Raw genomic sequence first — 18,432 nt, 5'->3', positions numbered from 1 at the left:
CGGCCTTTCTTGGGAAAGCGCGGCCCATAGCAGAAGGCGCGGGACTGGGAAGTGCCGCGCCGGATCCCCATTCTAGCTTGCATCGCGCGCCACCGCGTCTAAAGCGCGCCGCCCCGGCCGACGTGCCGGTGCCGCTTTTCAAGGAAGGAACGAAGTGATCGCATTGGTGCCGCTCGCGAATGTGGAATCGGCCGCCGTCGAGGCGCTGCTCGATCGCGCCTTCGGTCCGGATCGCCATTTGCGAACCGCCTATCGGGTGCGCGCCGGCACCATGGCGATTGCCGAACTGAGCTTCGCTGCCCTAGCCGAAGACGGCGCGCTTCTCGGCACGATCCAGTGCTGGCCGGTGACGCTCGCCTGCGATTCGGGCGCGCTGGTGCCGATGGTGATGGTCGGCCCTGTCGCTGTCTCGCCCGAGCATCAGCAGCAGGGCATCGGCCGGATGCTGATGGAGCGCATGCTGGACGCCGTGCCCGGCTGCGCCAGCGAAGGCTGCCAGACGCTGATGCTGGTCGGCGATCCCGAATATTATGGTCGCTTCTTCGGCTTCACCCCCGATCGTACCGGGCAGTGGCGCCTGCCCGGCTCGTTCGAGCCGCGCCGCCTGCTCGCGCGCGGCGATGTCGTGCCCGATTGCGCCGGCATGCTCGGCGCCCGCGTCCGCCAGGCGGCATGAGCGGCGAAACCCGGCGTCCGGCCTTTCCCATTCGCACTACGCGGCGCTAGGGAGAGACGATGCCGACGCCCCCTCCCCCGATTTCGCCAGCCTCTCGCTCGCCGAGATCGCGCGGCTCGCGGAGGCGAATCGCCTGCCGCCGGTCGAGAGCTGGGCGCCCGAGCATTGCGGCGACAGCGAGATGCGCATCGCCCGCGACGGCTGCTGGTTCCATCAGGGCTCGCCGATCGGTCGGCTGGCGATGGTCAAATTGTTCGCGACGATCCTGCGCCGCGAGCCCGACGGCCGCTTCGTCCTGGTCACGCCAGTCGAGAAGCTCGACATCGCCGTCGAGGACGCGCCCTTCGTCGCGGTGGAGATGAAGGCCGAGGGGGAAGGCGCGGCGATGAAGCTCGCCTTCCGGCTCAACACCGACGAGCTTATCGCCGCTGACGCCGACCACGCGTTGCGCTTCGAGGATCATCCCGAGGGGCCCCGCCCCTATCTCCACGTTCGCCGCGGGCTCGAGGCGCTGGTGTCGCGGCCGGTGTATTACGAATTGGCCCAGATCGCGCTCGCCAATGGCAGCAGCCCGCCAGGCGTGTGGAGCAACGGCGCCTTCTTCGCGCTGGAGGCCCAGCAATGACGCTCGCCGAGCGGCTGCGCGCCGCGCTCGAAGCCGCGCATGACGAGGGCCCGATCCTGCTCGCGGGCGACCATTTCGATTTCGATCCCGACGTCGCCGGCAATCCCGCCGCGGTCCTCGTCGCCGTCACCAACCGCGAATCGCCCGGGGTGATCCTTACGCAGCGTACCGAGACGCTGCGCCGCCATGCCGGACAGATCGCCTTTCCCGGCGGCCGTATCGATCCCGAAGACGACGGCCCGGTCGCTGCCGCGCTGCGCGAGGCCGAGGAGGAGATCGCGCTGCCCCGCGGCGTGGTCGAAGTCGTCGGCACCGCCGATCTCTACCGCACGGTGACCGGCTATGAAGTGACCCCCGTGGTCGGCGTGGTTCCCCCGATCTGCTGCTCAGCCCGTCCGAAGCCGAAGTCGCCAATGTCTTCGAGGTTCCGCTCGCCTTCCTGCTCGATCACGCCAATCACGTGCAGGGGGTAGCGCAATATCAGGGGCATGAGCGGCGTTATTACGAGATCCTCTGGGGCGATCGTCGGATCTGGGGCGCCACTGCGGCGATGATCGTCAACCTCTCCCGGCGGCTCAAATGGACGTTCTGACTCTCCCCGACGCCGAATGGCGCCACCGCGACGGGCTCGATCGGTTGGTCGAGGTGCTCGGCGATGCGCGCTATGTCGGTGGGTCGGTGCGCGATACGCTGCTCGGTATTCCCGTCGCCGATATCGATCTGGCGACGCCGCTGCCGCCCGAGCGCGTGATCGCGCTGCTCAAGGACGCGGGCATCCGCGCGGTGCCGACCGGGCTCGACCACGGCACGATCACTGCGGTGCTGCCGGGCGGCCCGGTCGAAGTAACCACATTGCGCCGCGACGTCTCGACCGATGGCCGCCACGCCACCGTTGCCTTCACGGACGATTGGCGCGAGGACGCCGCGCGGCGCGATTTCACGATCAACGCGCTCTATGCCGATCCGCGCACTGGCACGATCCACGATTATTTCGAGGGCCGCAAGGATCTGGCGGCGCGCCACATCCGCTTCATCGGCGATCCGTTCCAGCGGATTGCCGAGGATCATCTGCGGATCCTGCGGTTCTTTCGGTTTCTCGCACGGTTCGGCGATGTCGCCGATCCTGCCGCCCTCGATGCCTGCACTACGCGGGCCAACGACCTGATGGCGCTGTCGCGCGAGCGGATCGCCGACGAACTGCTCAAGCTGCTCGTCTCGCGTGATGCGGTCGGCGTGGTCGGGCTGATGATCGATCGCGGAATCTTCGTGCCGGTGCTTCCTGAAATCACTCGCGCCGAGCGCTTCGCTCGCCTCGCCGCGACCGAGGCGGCGGCCGGAGTGTCTCCCGACGCGATCCGCCGCCTAGCCGCGCTACTGCCGGCCGACGCCAAGGTCGCCGAGGCCGTCGGCGCGCGGCTCAAATTGTCCAAGCTCCAGCGCCGCCGGCTGATCGCCGCCGCGACACCGCCGGCTGCCGAGAAACCGGCAGTGCTCGCATACCGTGCCGGGACCGAGACAGCGCTCGACCTGCTGCTGATCGCCGGCCAAAGCGAAGCGGCGGCGGCGATCCGCGATGCCGAGGTGCCGCGCCTGCCGATCGCCGGCGGCGCGCTGGTCACGCGCGGCTTGTCGAAAGGTCCCGAAGTCGCCCGGGTGCTTCGCTTTATCGAGGAAGCTTGGATCGCCGAGGGGTTCCCGGCTGCAGAACGCGTCGACCAGATCGCCGACGCTGCGGTCGATCAGGCGTTGCGCTCACTCAGATAGAGGAAGGCGTCGTCGGCTTCGAGCGGGCGTGCATAGAGGAAACCCTGGCCGAAGGAGCAGCCGAGCGCAGCAAGCGTCTGGCTGAGTTCGTTGGTCTCGACGCCCTCGGCCGTGGTCCGCATCCCCAGTGCCTGGGCCAGGCTGAGCACCGCGCGGACGATCGCGATCTTGTCGCGGTCAGCGAGCATCCCCGAGATGAAGCTGCGATCGATCTTGAGCACGTCGATCGGCAGCTTCTGCAGATAGGCCAAGTTCGAATAGCCGGTGCCGAAATCGTCCATTGCCAGCGTCGTGCCGAGGCCCTTCAGCGCATTCATCGTCTGGGCGATGCGATCCGGATCGGTGACGATCGCGCTCTCGGTCAGTTCCAGCGTGAAGCGCGATCCGGCGATGCCATGGCGATCGAGCGCGGCGGCGACCATCTGCGGAACGTGATCCCGCTGGAGCTGGATCGCCGAAAGGTTGACCGCAAGGGAGACGCCACAATTGCCCCCGGATGCCGAGTCCCAGGCCGCAAGCGTGCGCGCTGCCTCTTCCATCGCCCAGCGGCCGAGCGGGACGATCAGCCCCAATTCTTCGGCGACCGGGATAAACGTGTCCGGCGAAAACTTGGTGCCGTCCTCGCGCGTCCAGCGCGCCAGCGCCTCGAACGAAACAATTCGGCCCGATGCGAGATCGTGGATCGGCTGATAGTGCAGCGTCATGCTGCCATTCTCGATCGCGCGGCGCAGCTCGGTTTCCATGCCGAACTGCTCGCGAGCGATGTCGAAGGCGCGCATATGATAGATTTCGGTGCGCCCGCTCTTCTTAGCGCGCTTCACCGCGAACTGGGCGTTGCGGATCAGATCCTCGGGATCGCCGTCATTGTCGGCGCCCATCGCGACGCCGATCGAGCAATCGACCCGGATTTCGAAGGCGGAGAGGCGGAACGGCGTCCCAAGTGCCGCATGAACACGCTTGGCGACATGGAGCGCGTCGTTCGGGCCGTCATCGAGCGTCAGCAGCACGCCGAACTCGTCACCGCCCATCCGCGCCAAGATGTCGCGGCTGCGCAGCGCACCTTTCAGGCGCCGGGCGACCGAGATCAGCAGTTCGTCGCCGGCGAGCCCGCCTAGACAGGCATTGACGCGGCTGAATCGGTCTAGATTGATCACCAGTACCGCGAAGTCTGCGGCGTTCTCCGGCTGGATCGTGGCTTCGAGCTCGTCGCTGAACCCGGCGCGGTTGGGCAGCCCGGTAAGGCTGTCGGTCGCCATCTCGCGGCGCAGGCTATATTCGGTGCGCAGCTCGGAGGTCTGGTCGACCAGGGTGACGAGGCACCGGTGCAGCGCGCGGGTTGCGGCGCGGCGCGCGAACAGCACCCGGAAATGGCGGCAATCGACTTCGTCACCGAACTGCCAGGCAAATTCGCAATGCGTCTCGCCCAATTCGAGGAAGCGGCGAAGGCGGCCGCCGAGGAGCCGGATCAGCGGTAAATCAGCTGCAACCGCTCCCAATCCGGCGAGCCGGAAGGTCTTGTTGATCGCCTCGAAATGGAATTTTCCATCCTGGTGCTCGACGATCGCGGCTGGCACCGGCAGCAGGTCGAGCATGACGCTCGAATGCCGCGGGCCGAAGGCATAGGCTTCCGATGGCTGCGACGACACGTCGGCAGCTGTAACGAGATCTGGCCGGGACCTTCGAAACGCCATTGCTTTCCTAGCCTAACCGCAATTGGTTAAAGCCCGCTGAAGCGGAGGATCTGTGGCCGCTAGAAGCGGTTGTCGCGCGGGAAGCCGGTCGGCGGCATTCGTCCGGCGGCGCCGCGCGCGGCGCGCCAAACCGTCAGATCGCCCTCGCTGCGTGTGCGCCCGGTCTCGCCGCCCATTGTCCAGCTCAACCCTTCGGCCATTATAAAGGTCCGCGCATCCGAAAGTCCGCCATCGCGATAGCGCTGAAGCTGCACCCCCTGCCCGCGCGCCAGTTCGGCGACCTCGGAAAGCGGGAAGACCAGCATCTTGCGGTTGTCGCCGATCACCGCAACAGCATCGTCGGCGGCGCCGACCGGGCGAAGCAGCTTGAGCTGCGCGCCGGCCCGCGGGGTCATCACTTGCTTGCCCTTGCGCGTCTCGGCGACGACATCGGCCGAATTGACGATGAAGCCGCGCCCGTCGCTCGCCGCGACCAGCAGCTTGGCCGCGGCGCTCGCCGGCAGCAGCGCGATGATCTGCCGCTCGCCCTCGAGATCGACCATCAGCCGCACCGGCTCGCCAAAGCCGCGGCCGCCGGGTAGCTTGTCCGCCGGCAGCGTATAGAAGCGGCCATTGTCCGTCGCGAGCAGCAGCTTGTCGGTAGTCTGCGCGTGAAAGGCGAAGAGCGGGCCGTCGCCTTCCTTGAACTTCATCGTCTCGGCCGAGGCGAGATCGCCATGCCCCTTCATCGCGCGAATCCAGCCGCGCTGCGACAGGATCACGGTGATCGGCTCGCGCTCGATCATCGCCTCCAGCGGGATCTCGCGGGTCGGCCCGGCTTCCTTTACCTCGGTGCGGCGCTTGCCCAGCGCGGTCTCGGGGCCATAGCGCTCGATCATCTTGGCGAGATCGCGCTTCATCCGAGTGCGCTGGCGCGCGTCCGACGACAACAGGGTCTCGAGATCGGCCTGCTCCTTGCGGAGCCCGTCCTGCTCGCGCTTGAGCTCCATTTCCTCCAGCCGGCGCAGCGAGCGCAGCCGCATGTTGAGGATCGCCTCGGCCTGGCGGTCGGTCAGTTCGAACTCGGCCATCATCACGGCCTTGGGCTCGTCCTCGGTGCGGATGATCTCGATCACCCGGTCGAGATTGAGAAACGCTATGATATAGCCACCGACCAGTTCGAGCCGGTCGGCGATCTTGGCCAGCCGATGCTCGGACTTGCGGCGCAGCACGACGAACAGGTGTTCGAGCCATGCCGCCAGCGCCTCGCCCAGGCTCATCACCCGCGGCGTGCGGTTCTTGTCGAGCACGTTGAGGTTCAGGGGCACGCGCACTTCGAGATCGGTCAGCCGGTAGAGGCTGTTGATCAGATCCTCGGAGCTCACCGTCCGGCTGCGGGGCTCCAGCACGATGCGGACATCGTCGGCGCTCTCGTCGCGCACATCGCCGAGGATGGGCAGCCTCTTCTCGTTGATGAGGTCGGCAATCCCCTCGATCAGCTTGCCCTTCTGCACGCCATAGGGAATTTCGGAGACGATAAGATGCCAGCCTCCGCCCTTTTCGGCGACGCGATCGATCTTGGCGCGAACGCGGAACGATCCGCGGCCGGTGGCATAGGCCTCGGCAATCGCGGCCGGCGTATCGGCGACGATTCCGCCGGTGGGGAAATCGGGGCCCTGGACATAATCGAGCACGTTGGCGCCCGGATTGTCGATCAGCGCCACGGCGGCGTGCATGAGCTCGGCGGCATTATGCGGCGGCACCGAGGTCGCCATGCCCACGGCGATACCCGCCGCGCCATTGGCGAGAAGATTGGGGAACAGGCCAGGGAAAAGCTCGGGCTCTTCCTCTTCCCCATTGTAGGTCGGGCGGAAATCGGTGGCGTTCTCGTCGAGCCCGTCCATCAGGTCGATCGCGACCTGAGTCAGCCGGGCCTCGGTATAGCGATAGGCCGCGGCGTTATCGCCGTCGATATTGCCGAAATTGCCCTGCCCGTCGACCAGCGGATATCTGAGTGCGAACGTCTGGGCGAGGCGGACCATCGCGTCATAGACCGACTGGTCGCCATGCGGATGGTATTTGCCGATCACGTCGCCGACGACGCGCGCACACTTCTTGTAGCCCGAGGCGGGATCGAGCCGCAGCAGCCGCATCGCCCACAGCAGGCGGCGGTGGACCGGCTTCAGCCCGTCGCGGACGTCGGGTAGCGAGCGAGCGGTGATCGTCGACAGCGCATAGACGAGGTAACGCTCGGAAAGCGCACTGTCGAAGGGGACGTCGGAAGCGCCGGACGGTTCGGTGGTGTCGGTGTCGAGGCTCATATTCGCACCTCGGATAGCAGGCGCCGGGCCGCGCCGCCAACCCTATGCACGTGCAGCTTCCAACGGCACCAACGCGCCATGCGGATCGTCGCGTAGCGAGGCCTTGACCTCGGCGAGCAGCCAGTCGCGAAAGGCGCGGATCTTGGGCTGGTTGCGCTTGGCCTCAGCATACATCAGCCAGAAGCCGTTGCGATAGCGCGCGAGCTGCGGCAGCGGCTGTACAAGCAGCCCGGCGTCGATCGCAGGCTGCCACATCGGCGGGCTCAGGATCGCCAGTCCATGCCCGGCGATCGCGGCATTGCCGTCGAGGATCTGCGAATCGAATCGAATCCCGGCAGGCGGGCTGGTCGCCGGCGCCTCGCCCATCGCCGCCGCGAACCATAAGTCCCACCAATCGTCGTGGTTGGAGACGCGGGGCAGCGCAAGCAGGTCGGCCGGGCTTCGTATCGGCGGATGCTGCGCCAGAAAGGCGGGGTTGGCGAGCGGCGTCACCGGCATCCGCATCAGGAAATGGCAGCAATGCCCCGGCAGCGGACCGGGCGCGCCCCGCACCCCGACATCGGCCTCGCCGCCGAGCAGATCGACCATCTCGTCGCCGACATGGAGCCGCACCGCCAGATCGGGATGCGCCAGCTGAAACGAACCGAGCCGCCCGGCCAGCCAATTGGTGGCAAGGGTGCGCGGCGCCGTGATTGCCAGCACGCTTTCGGATTCGGTCTGCACCGTGGCGAAGGCCTCGCCCATCGCGTCGAACGCACCGCTGACTTGCGGCGCGATGCGGCGGCCCAGATCGGTCAACGCGATACCCCGCCCGCTGCGCACGAACAGCGGCGCGCCAAGCCGCTCCTCGAGCAATTTCATCTGATAGCTCACTGCCGCCTGAGTCATTCCCAGCTCGTCGGCGGCGCGGGTGAAATTGCCATGGCGCGCGGCCGCCTCGAACACGCGGACGGCGGCGAGCGGAGGCAGTTTACGCATGCCGGAAATAATAAGGACTACTTATCACTCCTGTCCAACGATTTGTTGGCCTGGGCGCCGGTTCGGGCCCAGATCACCGGGGCTGCCGCTTCCGGCAACAAGGAGACGGACCATGATCAACGCCCTGATCGCCGCGACGCTCTTAAGCGCCGGCGCAACCCCCGCATTCCAGACTGCCTCGCCCGATGCTGCGCCGATCGCCCGCGTCCAGGTGCGCGACCTCGACCTCGCGCACGAATCGGGCCGCCATACCCTTGATCGACGCATCGCCCGCGCGATCGATACGCTCTGCCCCGCCACCCCGCCGACCGGCCAGATCGTCCGCTCGCTCGCCAGCCAGCGCTGCCGGTTCGAGGCCAAGGCGCAGTTCGACCAGCACCGCGCCCGCCTGCTCGCGCGGGCAAGCGCACCCCAACTCGCCGCCGGCTCCCGTTAACCTCGCCCGGCGGCCCCTGCGAGTGGCCGCATGCCGCTCGCCTTTTTATAAGTCGTGCTGATTGAACGACATTTCCATCCGACGGGGCGGGCCAGACCGCTTGAAGGAGAAATATCATGTCGAACGATTTTGAAGGCTCCGCCTGGGCGGACCATCACCACCATGTCAGCCATGCCATCGCTCATCTGATCGACACGCTGCTCGAAGCGTTCGAGGCGCTTGTCGCGATCGAATATGACGCGCCCTGGGACGCCTGCCGCCACTGACCCAAGACGGCACACTTCCCGAAACGGCACAGCGCCGGCGACGCTGCCGGTTGGGGCAGCCGAACAAACTGCCTATTTCCTGCGTGGTTGCAGGGAGAACTCGATGCGCGCCTTGTGGCCCGCCGCCGCGCTGATGCTGCTTTCCGGGTGCCAGGACGATTACGCGCCCAAGCCAGATGACACTGCCGATGCCCCCGCCGCGTCGGACGGCTTCGCCTATCGCTATGCGTTCGCCCTCCCCGCCGCGCGGCTGAAGAGCGCAGCCCAAGTCCATGCCGATGCCTGCACCCGGCTTGGCCCCGATCGCTGCCGGATCACCGGCCTGCGCTATCGCCTGGGCGACGACAATCGCGCGCATGCCAGCCTTACGGTGCGGATCGATCCTGCGCTCGCCCGCCCCTTTGCCGATGCCATCGTAAAAAGCGTGACCGACGCCAGCGGCACGCTCGCCGCGTTCGAGATCGCCGCGCCCGAGATGCGCAGCGCTGCCGACACCGCGCTGATCCGCCAGCTCCGCGAGGCAAAGCGCACTGCGCGCGCCGCAGGCCGCGACGGCGCCGCCCGGGCCACGCGGCTCCAGGCCGCGCTCGACACCATCGCCGATGTCGAGGCCGAACAGCCGGGCATTTCGGTGGCGTTCGACTATCGCTCGACCCAGCCGCTCAGCCGCTTCGGCTCGAGCGGGCTATTCCGCAACGCGGGCGAGGCCTTTGTCAATTCTTCGGGACGGCTGCTCGAGTTCCTCGCCACGATCGGCCCCTGGCTGCTCGGCTTGGTGGTCCTGCTGCTCGGCCTGAACTGGCTCGGCCGCCGCGGCAAGCGCGCCCCGCAGCTCACGCCGGCGGTGCCGGTGTCCGAGAGCGCACCTCGCAAATCGCCCAGCGAACGCGAGAATGTGATGCGCCGCTGGTTCGCCGCGGAGCGCGAAGATGGCGAAATTGTCCATATTTAAGCGCGCAGGCGCCATCGGCGCTTCTGAATATACCGTAATCTGAGATACTTGGGGGCGGCGGCGAAACCGTCGCGAGGGGTCCGCCCTATTTTGGCCGCAAATGTGGCAACAATGTGTCTTGACTATGTCCTAGCGCCATGATGGATATTGCCTTCGTCAACCACGGGAGACGAAGCCATGCGCCTTTTCACCATTCTCGCCGCCACAACGTTGCTCGCAGGATGTTCGGCAGCACAGGATCCGGGCCAGTCCACCCCTGTGCAAGAAGCGCTCGATACCCAGCAGGTCGTGCCCGACACAGCCAAGGGCCCGGCGACCTCGAAGCTCCCCGTCGCGCTGCCCCAGTTGGCGTATTCCTATGCGGTCGGCTTCCTGCTGCCGGGCGACAAGATCGCCGCCGCGCAGGACGCGCATCGCAACCAGTGCGACGCCATGGGCCCGGCGCGCTGCCAGCTGCTGTCGCTCGAGCGAGATGGCTCGGAGAGCAATACCGGCGCGACGCTCAAGCTGCGCGTGGTCACCAGCGAGGCAAAGGCCTTTGCCGACGCCGCATCGCAGATCGTGTCGCGCGCAGGCGGCCGCGCTACCGAGACCAAGGTCGGTACCGACGACGTCTCCAAGGCGATCGTCGATACCGAGGCGCGGATCCGCCAGCGCGAGCTGCTCGTCGCGCGGCTTACCGAGGTACTGCGCACCCGCTCGGGCAAGGTCTCCGAACTGGTCGAGGCCGAGCGCAGTGTCGCCGCGTCGCAGGAGGAACTCGATCAGGCGCGCGGCTGGCTGCGCGAGCTGCGCGGCCGCGTCGCCATGTCGGACATCGCTATCCGCTACACCGCGATCGCCCCCAGCGCCGATGCTGATACGATCGGGACCCAATTGGGCGAAGCGGGCCAGGGGTCGGCCGCGACGTTCATGCTGGCGCTGCGCACGATGCTGACGCTGGCCATCTATTTGCTGCCCTGGGGGCTGGTGATCCTCCCCACCCTGCTCCTCCTCCGCCGCCGCAAGCAGCAAGCGCAAGGCTGATTGCACGCCCCTTCCCCTTTCGGTATAGGCCCAACCTTCTTCCAGCCCCGGCTGCATGCGGGTATCCCGCGCCGCCGGGGCGACGCATTTCAAGGACAACAGCCGACATGGCACGTCGCCGCCAGATCTACGAAGGCAAGGCCAAGATCCTTTATGAGGGTCCCGAACCCGGCACGCTGATCCAGTATTTCAAGGACGACGCGACGGCGTTTAATGCCCAGAAAAAGGGTACGATCAATGGCAAGGGCGTGCTCAACAATCGGATTTCCGAGCACATCTTCACGCTGCTCGGCGGGATCGGCATCCCCACCCACTTCATCCGCCGGCTCAACATGCGCGAGCAGCTGATCCGCCAGGTCGAGATCGTCCCGATCGAGGTGGTCGTGCGCAACGTCGTCGCCGGCAGCCTCGCCAAGAAGCTCGGCATCGAGGAAGGCACGCCGCTGCCGCGCACGATCGTCGAATATTATTACAAGGACGATGCGCTCGGCGATCCGATGGTCACCGACGAGCATATCCTCTGCTTCGGCTGGGCCGCGCAGGAAGAATTGCACGACATGGCAGACATGGCGATCCGCGTGAATGACTTCCTTTCGGGGCTGTTCGCGGGAATCGGCATCCGCCTGGTCGACTTCAAGCTCGAATTCGGGCGGATCTGGGACAATGACTATGCCCGGATCATCCTTGCCGACGAGATCAGCCCCGATGGCTGCCGGTTGTGGGACATGGCGACCAACGAGAAGCTCGACAAGGATCGCTTCCGCCGCGATCTCGGCGGCGAAGTCGAGGCCTATCAGGAAGTCGCGCGGCGGCTCGGCCTGTTCCCCGAAGGCGCAGATTCGGCGGTTCTCGACCTCGAAAGCCACCGCAAGCGCCGCGGCAAGTAACCAAGGCGCTTCGCTGAAGATCAATCGGCCGGAATCGTTGGCGATTCCGGCCGATTTCGTCTTCGTCTAAACAGCTTCTTAACCATGCAGCCCCTAGGACTTGGCCGAAATCGGCCCAAGGGGACATTTGCATGCGTTCGTTCCGCTTCATTCTGGCGCTGTCGGGTGCCGCCACGCTGGCCGCCTGCGGTGGCAGCACCCAGCCGCAGACCGTCGGCAGCACGCCGCCGGGGGTGACGCCCACGCCGACGCCGACCAATTTCCTCGACGTCACCGCGACCACTTCGTTCGACGTCATCGGCGGCTTCCAGGCGCTCAGCAAGCAGACCAACGCCAACACCGGTGCAGTCTCGACGCTGTATACCGCCAACGCGTCGACGGTGAACGCGCCCAACGGCACGATCAGCTACAGCCCGCGCGACGGCGTCTTCACTCTCACCGTCGCCGATGCGACTGCCAGCGTGAACCGTGAGATCCGCTTCCAGGATCCAGCGCACCGCGTGCAGTATAGCGCAGCCGGTTTCGCCGCGCAGCAGATCCCCAATCTGCCCAACTTCAACTATCTCGAAATCTTCGATGGCACGACGACGCCGGTGTTCTTCTATGAACGTCCCGGCACCCGCACCGCCTATGTATCACTCGGTGGATATTCGCGTACCACGGAAGACACGACCGCAGGCAGCTTCAGCGGTGAGCGCGGCGTGTTCGTCTTCGGTCAGAAGACCGCCAACAACCAGATCCCGACCTCGGGCAGCGGCAGCTATGCCGGCGGCTTCCTTGCTTCGATGATCGTCGATCCCTCGGGCGGCGGCTCGACCTATCTCCAGTGGATCAACGGCACCAGCAACATCGGCGTCGATTTCGGCACCGGCAAGGTCAGCCTTGCGGTCAACGGGACCGTCGGCGATGCCTATTCGCAGGGAGGCACGGTCAATCCGAACGCCCTGTTCGTGCCCGCCGGCTCGACCTTCAAGGCAGCCGGCACCGCGCAGGTCGATCTCACGCGCAGCGGCGGCTTCACCGGGGTATTCACCCAGAACACCGCAACCGCCAACAACGTCGGCTTCACCAATGGCGGCGCCTTCACCGGCATCGACTTCGCCAGCGTCGCCGCCGGCGGCGCGACGGCGGGCGCCAGCTCGATCGACGGCGCCTTTTACGGCCCGAACGCGGTCAATGTCGGCGGCAATTTCCGCATCGTCGGCGGCGTGCCCAATCAGCGCGTCGACATTCTCGGCGCGTTCACCGGCGGCAAGCAGTAACCCGCCCGCACACCGGAGCAGCCTTGTGCGCCTTGCCCTTATCGCCGCCCTGCTCCTTGCCGGAGCGGGATCGGCGGCCCATGCCCAGACGCGGCACTGCGCCGAGGGAAGCTGTCAGGTGCAGCTCACCCCGGCGCAGCTGCTCGCCGGCGCCGAGAAGCTCGTCGCCGCGCACCGCTTCGACGAGGCCAAGCCGCTGATCGAGGCGCTCCAGCAAGCGCCGGGCTATACGATGCAGATCCGCTTCCTCACCGGCTATATCGCCGCGGAGAAAGGCGATTATCGCGCTGCTGCAGAGCAGTATAAGGCGATCCTGGCAGACGATCCGAGCCAGACCCGCGTCCGGCTCGAGCTCGGCAAGGCGATGATCGCGCTGGGCAAGCCGCAAAGCGCCGACAAGCAATTCCGCCTTGCCGGCCAGGATCGCGAGCTGCCGCCCGAGATCGCCAAGCAGCTGCGCGGCGTCCGCGCCGTGATCCGCCAGCAACGCGCCTGGCGGCTCGATATGGATTTCGGCATCGCCCCGGACAGCAACATCAACAACGCCACCGCCGCCGATCAGGTGACGGTCAATCTCGGCGGCTATTCGCTGCCGCTGACGCTGGACGACACGGCCAAGGCTCGCTCGGGCACCGGCCAGACTGCGACGGTTTCGGGCGGGATGCGCCTGCCGGTCAGTCCCAAGGCTTCGCTGCTCTTCGATTTGGACGGCAGCGGCAGCAACTATGCCGGCAGCGCCTATGACGACTATCTCGTCCAGCTCGCCGCCGGTCCCGAACTTCGCCTCTCACAAACCTCGAGCATCTCGGTCGAGGCGGTCGGCGCGCAGCGCTGGTATGGCGGGCAGCTCGCCACGCGCCAGGGTGGGGTCAAGCTCGGCGGTCAGGCGTCGCTAGGCCGCACCGACCGGATCGGTGTCCAGCTCGATGCGCGGCATACCGATGCGGTGTTCAACCATGGCTATGACGGCTGGCAGACCGGGCTTTACGCCACGCTCGAGCACGCCCTTTCGCGCAGCCTGGTCGGATCGTTCGGCCTGTTCGGCCGGCGCGACTGGCTTGCTGCCGATGCCTATTCGAACAAGGAAGTCGGCGGCAGTCTCGCCGTCGGCGGCGAACTCCCCCATGGCATCAACTTCAGCCTCAGCGGGACGGCGTCGCGCGCGCTTTTCGATGCGCCGATGACGTTTTTCTCGGCTGACACGAGGCGCGATTGGCGCTGGAGCGCCCGCGCCACGTTGGGCAATCGCGGCATCCGCGTGTTCGGCTTCTCGCCCGAACTCAGCCTTACCTATGCCCGCACCAATTCCAACATCGCCTTCTACAGCACCGATCGTATCCGCTTCCGTGCGGCGCTCGCCCGTTATTTCTGAGCAACGACGCGCGACCGCGCCCTATTTCTGATTGCGGGACTCGCCCCGCGTCGCCATAGGGCGGGGCCATGAAGCTCCGCATCATCGTGACGCTCAAGAACGGCGTCCTCGACCCCCAGGGCAAGGCCATCCAGCACGCGCTTTCGGGCCTTGGTTTCGAAGGCGTCGACGACGTCCGCGCCGGCAAGATCTTCGAGCTCGAGCTTGCCGATGGCACCAGCGACGCGGCCATCGACGAGATGTGCCGCAAGCTGCTCGCCAACACCGTGATCGAGAATTACCGGGTCGAAAAGCAATGAAGACCGCGGTCATCGTCTTCCCCGGCTCCAATTGCGATCGCGACATCGCGACTGCGCTCGAGGACGTGACCGGCACCAAGCCGCACATGGTGTGGCATGGCGAGACCAGCCTGCCCGACGGCATTGGCCTCGTCGCGCTGCCCGGCGGTTTTTCCTATGGCGATTATCTGCGCTGCGGCGCGATTGCGGCACGCTCGCCGATCGTCCGCGCGGTGATAGACGCAGCCGAGCGCGGCCTGCCGGTGATCGGCATCTGCAACGGTTTCCAGGTGCTCACCGAGACCGGGCTGCTCCCCGGCGCACTGATGCGCAATTCAGGGCTCAACTTCGTCTGCCGCAACGTTGCGCTCACCGTCGACAACAGCCAGTCGATCTTCACCTCGGGCTATCAGTCGGGAGAGACGATCACCGTCCCCGTCGCGCACCATGACGGCAATTACTTCGCCAACTCTGCGACGCTCGACGCGCTAGAAGGCGAAGGCCGCGTCGCCTTCCGCTATGCCGAGGACGTCAACGGCTCTGCCCGCAACATCGCCGGCGTGCTCAACAAGGTCGGCAATGTGCTGGGCATGATGCCCCATCCCGAGCGCCGCATCGAGTCCGCGCACGGCGGCACCGACGGCCGCCGGATGTTCGAAGGGCTGCTCGAAGCCGTCGCCTGACGCGGCACCGGCTGCCGGCCGGCACGCATTACTAGACGTCGTCGCGCATCTCCATCGCCCGCTGCGTGTAGGCGAGCCGCTCCGGCATCGCCCGCAGCAGCTCGCCCGCGCGCGCGGTATCGGCCAGATCGACGAACAGCCGCCCGGCCGATGCATGTCGCAGCGCGACCCGCGTGCCGAACGGCATCCACGGCGCATCGACTTCGACGATGTCCGAAAACGCCCAATAGTCCTGCTTGAAGATTTTGAACCGCAGCCCGTCCGCGACCAGTTCCAGCCTTGGGCTGATGCTGTTCGCCGACTTGCTGAAGAAGGAATAGCGCTTGAGGTTGCGCACCGGGATAACCGTCGCCCCCGTCATGTCGTGTGATAAGGGCTGGTCGGACCTGCGCCGCAGCCGCAGGACCACCCACAGCGCCAATATCAACGACGCGGGCACCACCAGGGTCAGGAGCCTGATCACGAAGACCCCGATTTCCTTGTCGTCCATGCCTCGCCCCCCGGTTCGCCGCCACCGCAGGATCGCGGGCCGGCGTCTGCAGGTCAATCCATTGCGTTGGAGCGACGCGCTTAGCGATCGAGGAAAGCCGCCAACGTCTCGGCTTCGCCACAAGGAAGCGCCTCTTTGAGCAGATCGAGAAACGCCCAGCCGCGCGCTCAGCAGCCGGCGCGACCGGTTGAGGCGCGGGCCGAGCCGGTGCGGATCGACAGGGAGGAAAAGGGCGATCGCGCCGCGCTACTCCCGACACTGAGGCGCATTCGCGAACTCGCGGCGGAGAGCTGGCTCTGATCGAGTCGCCTTCGCACAAGGCCTCCGCGGGGCGCGGATCCGCGCCCGGCACCCCGCCCCTGCCTTAGAGATGCGCCTCCAGCCAGGCGACGATATCGCCCATCACTTCTTCCTTGCCGAGATCGGCGAGAAGATCGTGGTAATGATCGGGATAGAGGTGGATCGCCTTGTCGGGCGAGCCGACCGTCTCGAAGAAGAATTCGCTGCCCGCGCAAACCGTCGCCTTGTCGGCGGTGCCGTGCAGGATCAGCACCGGGAGCGTGATCGTCGGGAAGTCCTCGCGAAGCCGTTCATCGGCACGGACCAGTGCCGCCACCGTCGCCGCGGGCTGGACCTCGTCCTTGATCAGTGGATCGGCGTTGAGCGTCGCCACCCAGGCCGGATCGCGCGAGAAGTCCTCGTTCTTAAGCTTGAGCACGCCGAGCCGCGGCGCGAGGTGGCTCAACCCCTTGATCGCCGCGAGCGCGAAGCCAGGCGCGGGCACTTGGAAGGCGAAGCTCTCGCAGATGAAGCCATCGATCTCGGCCTGGTGATCGAGCGCATAGCTTGCCGCGGTCACCCCGCCCGCGCTGTGGCCGAGGAGGAACAGTTTGAGCCCCGGATGCGTCCCCTTGGCGAGGGCGATCGTGCCCGCGACGTCGGCGACATAATCGGCAATGTCCTCGACATAGAAGCGCTCGCCCTCGGAGCGCCCGCGCCCCCGCAGATCGAGCGCGAACACCGCATAGCCTTGACCGACCAACTGTTCGGCGGCCCAGACATATTGCCCACCATGCGAATTTACCCCGTGGCAGATCACGACCACAGCGCGCGGCGTGCCCTCCGGCTCCCAGCGACGATAGAAGATGGTTACGTCACCAGCACTGTCGAACGTTCGTTCCTCGACTTCCATCGCGCGCTCCATTCAAGAATAGCCGACCGCGATCAGAATGTTCTGAAAGTGCAACGGTGCGCAAGTGCGCGATGTGCAAATAATCAGTGCCGCGCGCGCGCGGCTATCCATCCGCCGAACAGCAGCAACACCGTCGGAATCAGCATCGTCAGCCACAGATCGTGAAACGAGGCCGCGAGTCGATCTTCTCCGCTCGCGGGATTGAGCATGTCATAGGTCTCGTTGAGCAATTCGAGCACGAGTACCGCCAACCATGGCCGCCAATGCCACAGCGAACGACGGAATAGCGCCGCCGCGACGACCAGCAGCAATGTGCCGGTGACGGCATGAAGCGTCGAATCGGGAAGGCCCGTGGTCGTGCCGAGCCACGCCTTGCACAGCTGCCAGGAATTCATACTCGGGTGGCGAACGGCGTGAAATTGGTGCCTTCATCGTACACGTCTATGCCCTCGCGCCGTTTCAGAAAGCCGACGACGAGATAAGTCATCGGGGTCAGCAGAACTTCCCATGCGACCTTTAGGGCCCATTGCGTGAACAGTACCTGCACCACCAGCGCGCCGGTCCAGCCCGCCGCGCCGAGAAAGGCGAGCGGATAGAAGATCAGGCTGTCAATTCCCTCGCCTGCGATCGTCGATCCGATCGTCCGGCTCCACAGCATCCGGCCCCGGGTGAGCAGTTTCATCCGCGCGAGGACATAGGAATTGACGAACTCGCCCGCCCAGAAGGCGCAGACCGACGCGAGCACGATCCGCGGCACCTGCCCGAAGATCGTCTCGTAAGCAGCCTGGTTGCTCCAATCGGGCGCCGGCGGCAGCTCGACCACCACCCAGGCCATCAGCGCCATGAACAGCACCGCGCCGGTGCCAGCCCAGATCACCCGCCGCGCGCGGGCATAGCCATAGACTTCGGTCAGCACATCGCCGATGACATAGGAGATCGGGAAGAACAGGATGCCCGCGCCGAACGGCCAGTATCCGATGCCGGGCAGCCAGATCTGCGCGACCTTGCCCGCGCCGAGCACGTTGGAGAGCAGTAGGATGGCGACGAACGCCGCCATCACGAAGTCGTAATAGCGAAACTGCCCGCCCGACACGTCGCGCGCGGAAACCGCCGCCGGTGATGCCCCTTCGGTCATCGCGGCGTTATGATCCCGGTTCCGCTGCGGCGCAATCCGCGCTAGGCGCTTTCCCGCGCGCGCCCGTAGCTCAGTTGGATAGAGCACGAGCCTTCTAAGCTTGGGGCCGCTGGTTCGAATCCAGCCGGGCGCGCCATTCCCGTTTAATGTCCGTGGGGCACGCCAACCGCGGCCTTTTTGCAAGGTTATAACGGCCGTCCGCGACTCAAAGTGCGGCCGCGAATCCACCGAAGTGGGCGCCAACGCGTCTCGCCTGATCGCCATTCCTCCTCCAGCTCCGAATCGTCTCGCATCCCCTCGGACAAGGGGCGCCACATGATACCGGGCGAAGACCGGATCCGCTCGCGCGAGCGCCCGGCGAAGCCCCGCGGCGGTCAGCCAAGCCAAAGAATGCCTGATTGAGGGGCTCTCAGCGCTCC

At 66.3% G+C, this 18,432-nt stretch carries 19 protein-coding genes, 1 tRNA gene and 1 pseudogene; 14 read left to right on the top strand and 7 right to left on the bottom strand.

Annotated features, from left to right (window positions below; translation table 11 throughout):
* Positions 1-154 precede the first annotated feature (154 nt).
* From AB2M62_RS05515 to AB2M62_RS05500, 4 genes and pseudogenes are all read left to right on the top strand, one after another.
* Entirely contained in the window at positions 155-676 is a 522-nt protein-coding gene (locus AB2M62_RS05515) for a GNAT family N-acetyltransferase (RefSeq protein ID WP_404338358.1), read from the top strand.
* Positions 621-1,301 (top strand): DUF1285 domain-containing protein, encoded by a 681-nt coding sequence (locus tag AB2M62_RS05510; protein ID WP_404338357.1) that lies wholly within the window; start codon positions 621-623, stop codon positions 1,299-1,301. The genes AB2M62_RS05515 and AB2M62_RS05510 overlap by 56 nt, the downstream gene beginning before the upstream one ends.
* Positions 1,298-1,893 (top strand): annotated as a pseudogene (locus AB2M62_RS05505) (CoA pyrophosphatase). The gene AB2M62_RS05510 and the pseudogene AB2M62_RS05505 overlap by 4 nt, the downstream one beginning before the upstream one ends.
* Complete coding sequence (locus tag AB2M62_RS05500; protein ID WP_404338356.1) at positions 1,881-3,065, top strand: CCA tRNA nucleotidyltransferase; 1,185 nt, start codon at positions 1,881-1,883, stop codon at positions 3,063-3,065. The pseudogene AB2M62_RS05505 and the gene AB2M62_RS05500 overlap by 13 nt, the downstream one beginning before the upstream one ends.
* Here AB2M62_RS05500 and AB2M62_RS05495 read toward each other — a convergent pair.
* The 3 genes from AB2M62_RS05495 to AB2M62_RS05485 all read right to left on the bottom strand — a co-directional run bounded on the left by AB2M62_RS05495 (position 3,041) and on the right by AB2M62_RS05485 (position 8,034).
* Positions 3,041-4,657, bottom strand: coding sequence for a putative bifunctional diguanylate cyclase/phosphodiesterase (locus AB2M62_RS05495; RefSeq protein ID WP_404339821.1), 1,617 nt, complete (start codon positions 4,655-4,657; stop codon positions 3,041-3,043). The two genes, AB2M62_RS05500 and AB2M62_RS05495, sit on opposite strands and share 25 nt — an antisense overlap.
* A gap of 158 nt (positions 4,658-4,815) precedes the next feature.
* Positions 4,816-7,056 carry a DNA topoisomerase IV subunit A gene (parC, locus tag AB2M62_RS05490; RefSeq protein ID WP_404338355.1) on the bottom strand — a complete coding sequence of 747 codons (2,241 nt, stop codon included), beginning with the start codon at positions 7,054-7,056 and terminating at the stop codon, positions 4,816-4,818.
* A 42-nt stretch (positions 7,057-7,098) separates the two neighbouring features.
* Positions 7,099-8,034: a LysR substrate-binding domain-containing protein gene (locus tag AB2M62_RS05485; RefSeq protein ID WP_404338354.1), complete on the bottom strand. Its 936-nt coding sequence runs from the start codon at positions 8,032-8,034 to the stop codon at positions 7,099-7,101.
* 112 nt (positions 8,035-8,146) lie between these two features.
* Between AB2M62_RS05485 and AB2M62_RS05480 the strand changes: the two genes are divergently transcribed.
* From AB2M62_RS05480 to purQ, 9 genes are all read left to right on the top strand, one after another.
* On the top strand, positions 8,147-8,470 hold the full coding sequence (locus AB2M62_RS05480) for a UrcA family protein (protein WP_404338353.1): 324 nt from the start codon (positions 8,147-8,149) through the stop codon (positions 8,468-8,470).
* Between the two features lie 116 nt (positions 8,471-8,586).
* Complete coding sequence (locus AB2M62_RS05475; RefSeq protein ID WP_404338352.1) at positions 8,587-8,736, top strand: hypothetical protein; 150 nt, start codon at positions 8,587-8,589, stop codon at positions 8,734-8,736.
* A gap of 103 nt (positions 8,737-8,839) precedes the next feature.
* Positions 8,840-9,688, top strand: a complete 849-nt coding sequence (locus AB2M62_RS05470; RefSeq protein ID WP_404338351.1) for a hypothetical protein — start codon at positions 8,840-8,842, stop codon at positions 9,686-9,688.
* 177 nt (positions 9,689-9,865) lie between these two features.
* Positions 9,866-10,714 (top strand): DUF4349 domain-containing protein, encoded by an 849-nt coding sequence (locus AB2M62_RS05465; RefSeq protein WP_404338350.1) that lies wholly within the window; start codon positions 9,866-9,868, stop codon positions 10,712-10,714.
* Between the two features lie 107 nt (positions 10,715-10,821).
* Complete coding sequence (gene purC / locus AB2M62_RS05460; RefSeq protein ID WP_404338349.1) at positions 10,822-11,601, top strand: phosphoribosylaminoimidazolesuccinocarboxamide synthase; 780 nt, start codon at positions 10,822-10,824, stop codon at positions 11,599-11,601.
* Between the two features lie 131 nt (positions 11,602-11,732).
* On the top strand, positions 11,733-12,863 hold the full coding sequence (locus AB2M62_RS05455; RefSeq protein WP_404338348.1) for a hypothetical protein: 1,131 nt from the start codon (positions 11,733-11,735) through the stop codon (positions 12,861-12,863).
* Between the two features lie 25 nt (positions 12,864-12,888).
* Entirely contained in the window at positions 12,889-14,235 is a 1,347-nt protein-coding gene (locus AB2M62_RS05450; RefSeq protein WP_404338347.1) for a surface lipoprotein assembly modifier, read from the top strand.
* Between the two features lie 68 nt (positions 14,236-14,303).
* On the top strand, positions 14,304-14,534 hold the full coding sequence (purS, locus tag AB2M62_RS05445; protein WP_404338346.1) for a phosphoribosylformylglycinamidine synthase subunit PurS: 231 nt from the start codon (positions 14,304-14,306) through the stop codon (positions 14,532-14,534).
* Positions 14,531-15,196, top strand: coding sequence for a phosphoribosylformylglycinamidine synthase subunit PurQ (gene purQ / locus AB2M62_RS05440; protein ID WP_404338345.1), 666 nt, complete (start codon positions 14,531-14,533; stop codon positions 15,194-15,196). Before purS ends, purQ begins: the two co-directional genes overlap by 4 nt.
* Before the next feature lie 31 nt (positions 15,197-15,227).
* Here purQ and AB2M62_RS05435 read toward each other — a convergent pair whose 3' ends face one another.
* The 4 genes from AB2M62_RS05435 to AB2M62_RS05420 all read right to left on the bottom strand — a co-directional run bounded on the left by AB2M62_RS05435 (position 15,228) and on the right by AB2M62_RS05420 (position 18,013).
* Positions 15,228-15,686 (bottom strand): hypothetical protein, encoded by a 459-nt coding sequence (locus tag AB2M62_RS05435; protein WP_404338344.1) that lies wholly within the window; start codon positions 15,684-15,686, stop codon positions 15,228-15,230.
* A 364-nt stretch (positions 15,687-16,050) separates the two neighbouring features.
* A complete protein-coding gene (locus tag AB2M62_RS05430; protein ID WP_404338343.1) occupies positions 16,051-16,878 on the bottom strand; it encodes a lysophospholipase in 828 nt (275 codons plus the stop codon).
* Between the two features lie 83 nt (positions 16,879-16,961).
* The gene (locus AB2M62_RS05425; protein WP_404338342.1) at positions 16,962-17,273 is read right to left on the bottom strand and encodes a hypothetical protein; all 312 of its coding nucleotides are present in this window, start codon (positions 17,271-17,273) and stop codon (positions 16,962-16,964) included.
* Positions 17,270-18,013, bottom strand: a complete 744-nt coding sequence (locus AB2M62_RS05420) for a queuosine precursor transporter (protein WP_404338341.1) — start codon at positions 18,011-18,013, stop codon at positions 17,270-17,272. The genes AB2M62_RS05425 and AB2M62_RS05420 overlap by 4 nt, the downstream gene beginning before the upstream one ends.
* Before the next feature lie 59 nt (positions 18,014-18,072).
* On the opposite strand from AB2M62_RS05420, the gene AB2M62_RS05415 reads away from it, so the two are divergent.
* Positions 18,073-18,149, top strand: a tRNA-Arg gene (locus AB2M62_RS05415).
* The last annotated feature ends 283 nt before the right edge of the window (positions 18,150-18,432 follow it).

Origin of the sequence: Sphingomonas sp. MMS12-HWE2-04 (genome assembly GCF_044881185.1) — a bacterium.
In the GTDB taxonomy this organism is placed as follows: Bacteria; Pseudomonadota; Alphaproteobacteria; order Sphingomonadales; family Sphingomonadaceae; genus Sphingomonas.
Note: the sequence above shows the minus strand (reverse complement) of the source record. Positions and strands in the feature narration are given on the sequence as shown.

What these genes read in the sequence shown, in the direction of transcription:
- purS (WP_404338346.1), top strand. Translation starts at nt 14,304, where the DNA reads ATGAAGCTCCGCATCATCGTGACGCTCAAGAACGGCGTCCTCGACCCC.
- purC (WP_404338349.1), top strand. Translation starts at nt 10,822, where the DNA reads ATGGCACGTCGCCGCCAGATCTACGAAGGCAAGGCCAAGATCCTTTAT.
- AB2M62_RS05425 (WP_404338342.1), bottom strand. Translation starts at nt 17,273, where the DNA reads ATGAATTCCTGGCAGCTGTGCAAGGCGTGGCTCGGCACGACCACGGGC.
- AB2M62_RS05455 (WP_404338348.1), top strand. Translation starts at nt 11,733, where the DNA reads ATGCGTTCGTTCCGCTTCATTCTGGCGCTGTCGGGTGCCGCCACGCTG.
- parC (WP_404338355.1), bottom strand. Translation starts at nt 7,056, where the DNA reads ATGAGCCTCGACACCGACACCACCGAACCGTCCGGCGCTTCCGACGTC.
- AB2M62_RS05470 (WP_404338351.1), top strand. Translation starts at nt 8,840, where the DNA reads ATGCGCGCCTTGTGGCCCGCCGCCGCGCTGATGCTGCTTTCCGGGTGC.
- AB2M62_RS05485 (WP_404338354.1), bottom strand. Translation starts at nt 8,034, where the DNA reads ATGCGTAAACTGCCTCCGCTCGCCGCCGTCCGCGTGTTCGAGGCGGCC.
- AB2M62_RS05495 (WP_404339821.1), bottom strand. Translation starts at nt 4,657, where the DNA reads ATGCTCGACCTGCTGCCGGTGCCAGCCGCGATCGTCGAGCACCAGGAT.
- purQ (WP_404338345.1), top strand. Translation starts at nt 14,531, where the DNA reads ATGAAGACCGCGGTCATCGTCTTCCCCGGCTCCAATTGCGATCGCGAC.
- AB2M62_RS05500 (WP_404338356.1), top strand. Translation starts at nt 1,881, where the DNA reads ATGGACGTTCTGACTCTCCCCGACGCCGAATGGCGCCACCGCGACGGG.
- AB2M62_RS05510 (WP_404338357.1), top strand. Translation starts at nt 621, where the DNA reads ATGTCGTGCCCGATTGCGCCGGCATGCTCGGCGCCCGCGTCCGCCAGG.
- AB2M62_RS05480 (WP_404338353.1), top strand. Translation starts at nt 8,147, where the DNA reads ATGATCAACGCCCTGATCGCCGCGACGCTCTTAAGCGCCGGCGCAACC.
- AB2M62_RS05435 (WP_404338344.1), bottom strand. Translation starts at nt 15,686, where the DNA reads ATGGACGACAAGGAAATCGGGGTCTTCGTGATCAGGCTCCTGACCCTG.
- AB2M62_RS05430 (WP_404338343.1), bottom strand. Translation starts at nt 16,878, where the DNA reads ATGGAAGTCGAGGAACGAACGTTCGACAGTGCTGGTGACGTAACCATC.
- AB2M62_RS05465 (WP_404338350.1), top strand. Translation starts at nt 9,866, where the DNA reads ATGCGCCTTTTCACCATTCTCGCCGCCACAACGTTGCTCGCAGGATGT.
- AB2M62_RS05420 (WP_404338341.1), bottom strand. Translation starts at nt 18,013, where the DNA reads ATGACCGAAGGGGCATCACCGGCGGCGGTTTCCGCGCGCGACGTGTCG.
- AB2M62_RS05475 (WP_404338352.1), top strand. Translation starts at nt 8,587, where the DNA reads ATGTCGAACGATTTTGAAGGCTCCGCCTGGGCGGACCATCACCACCAT.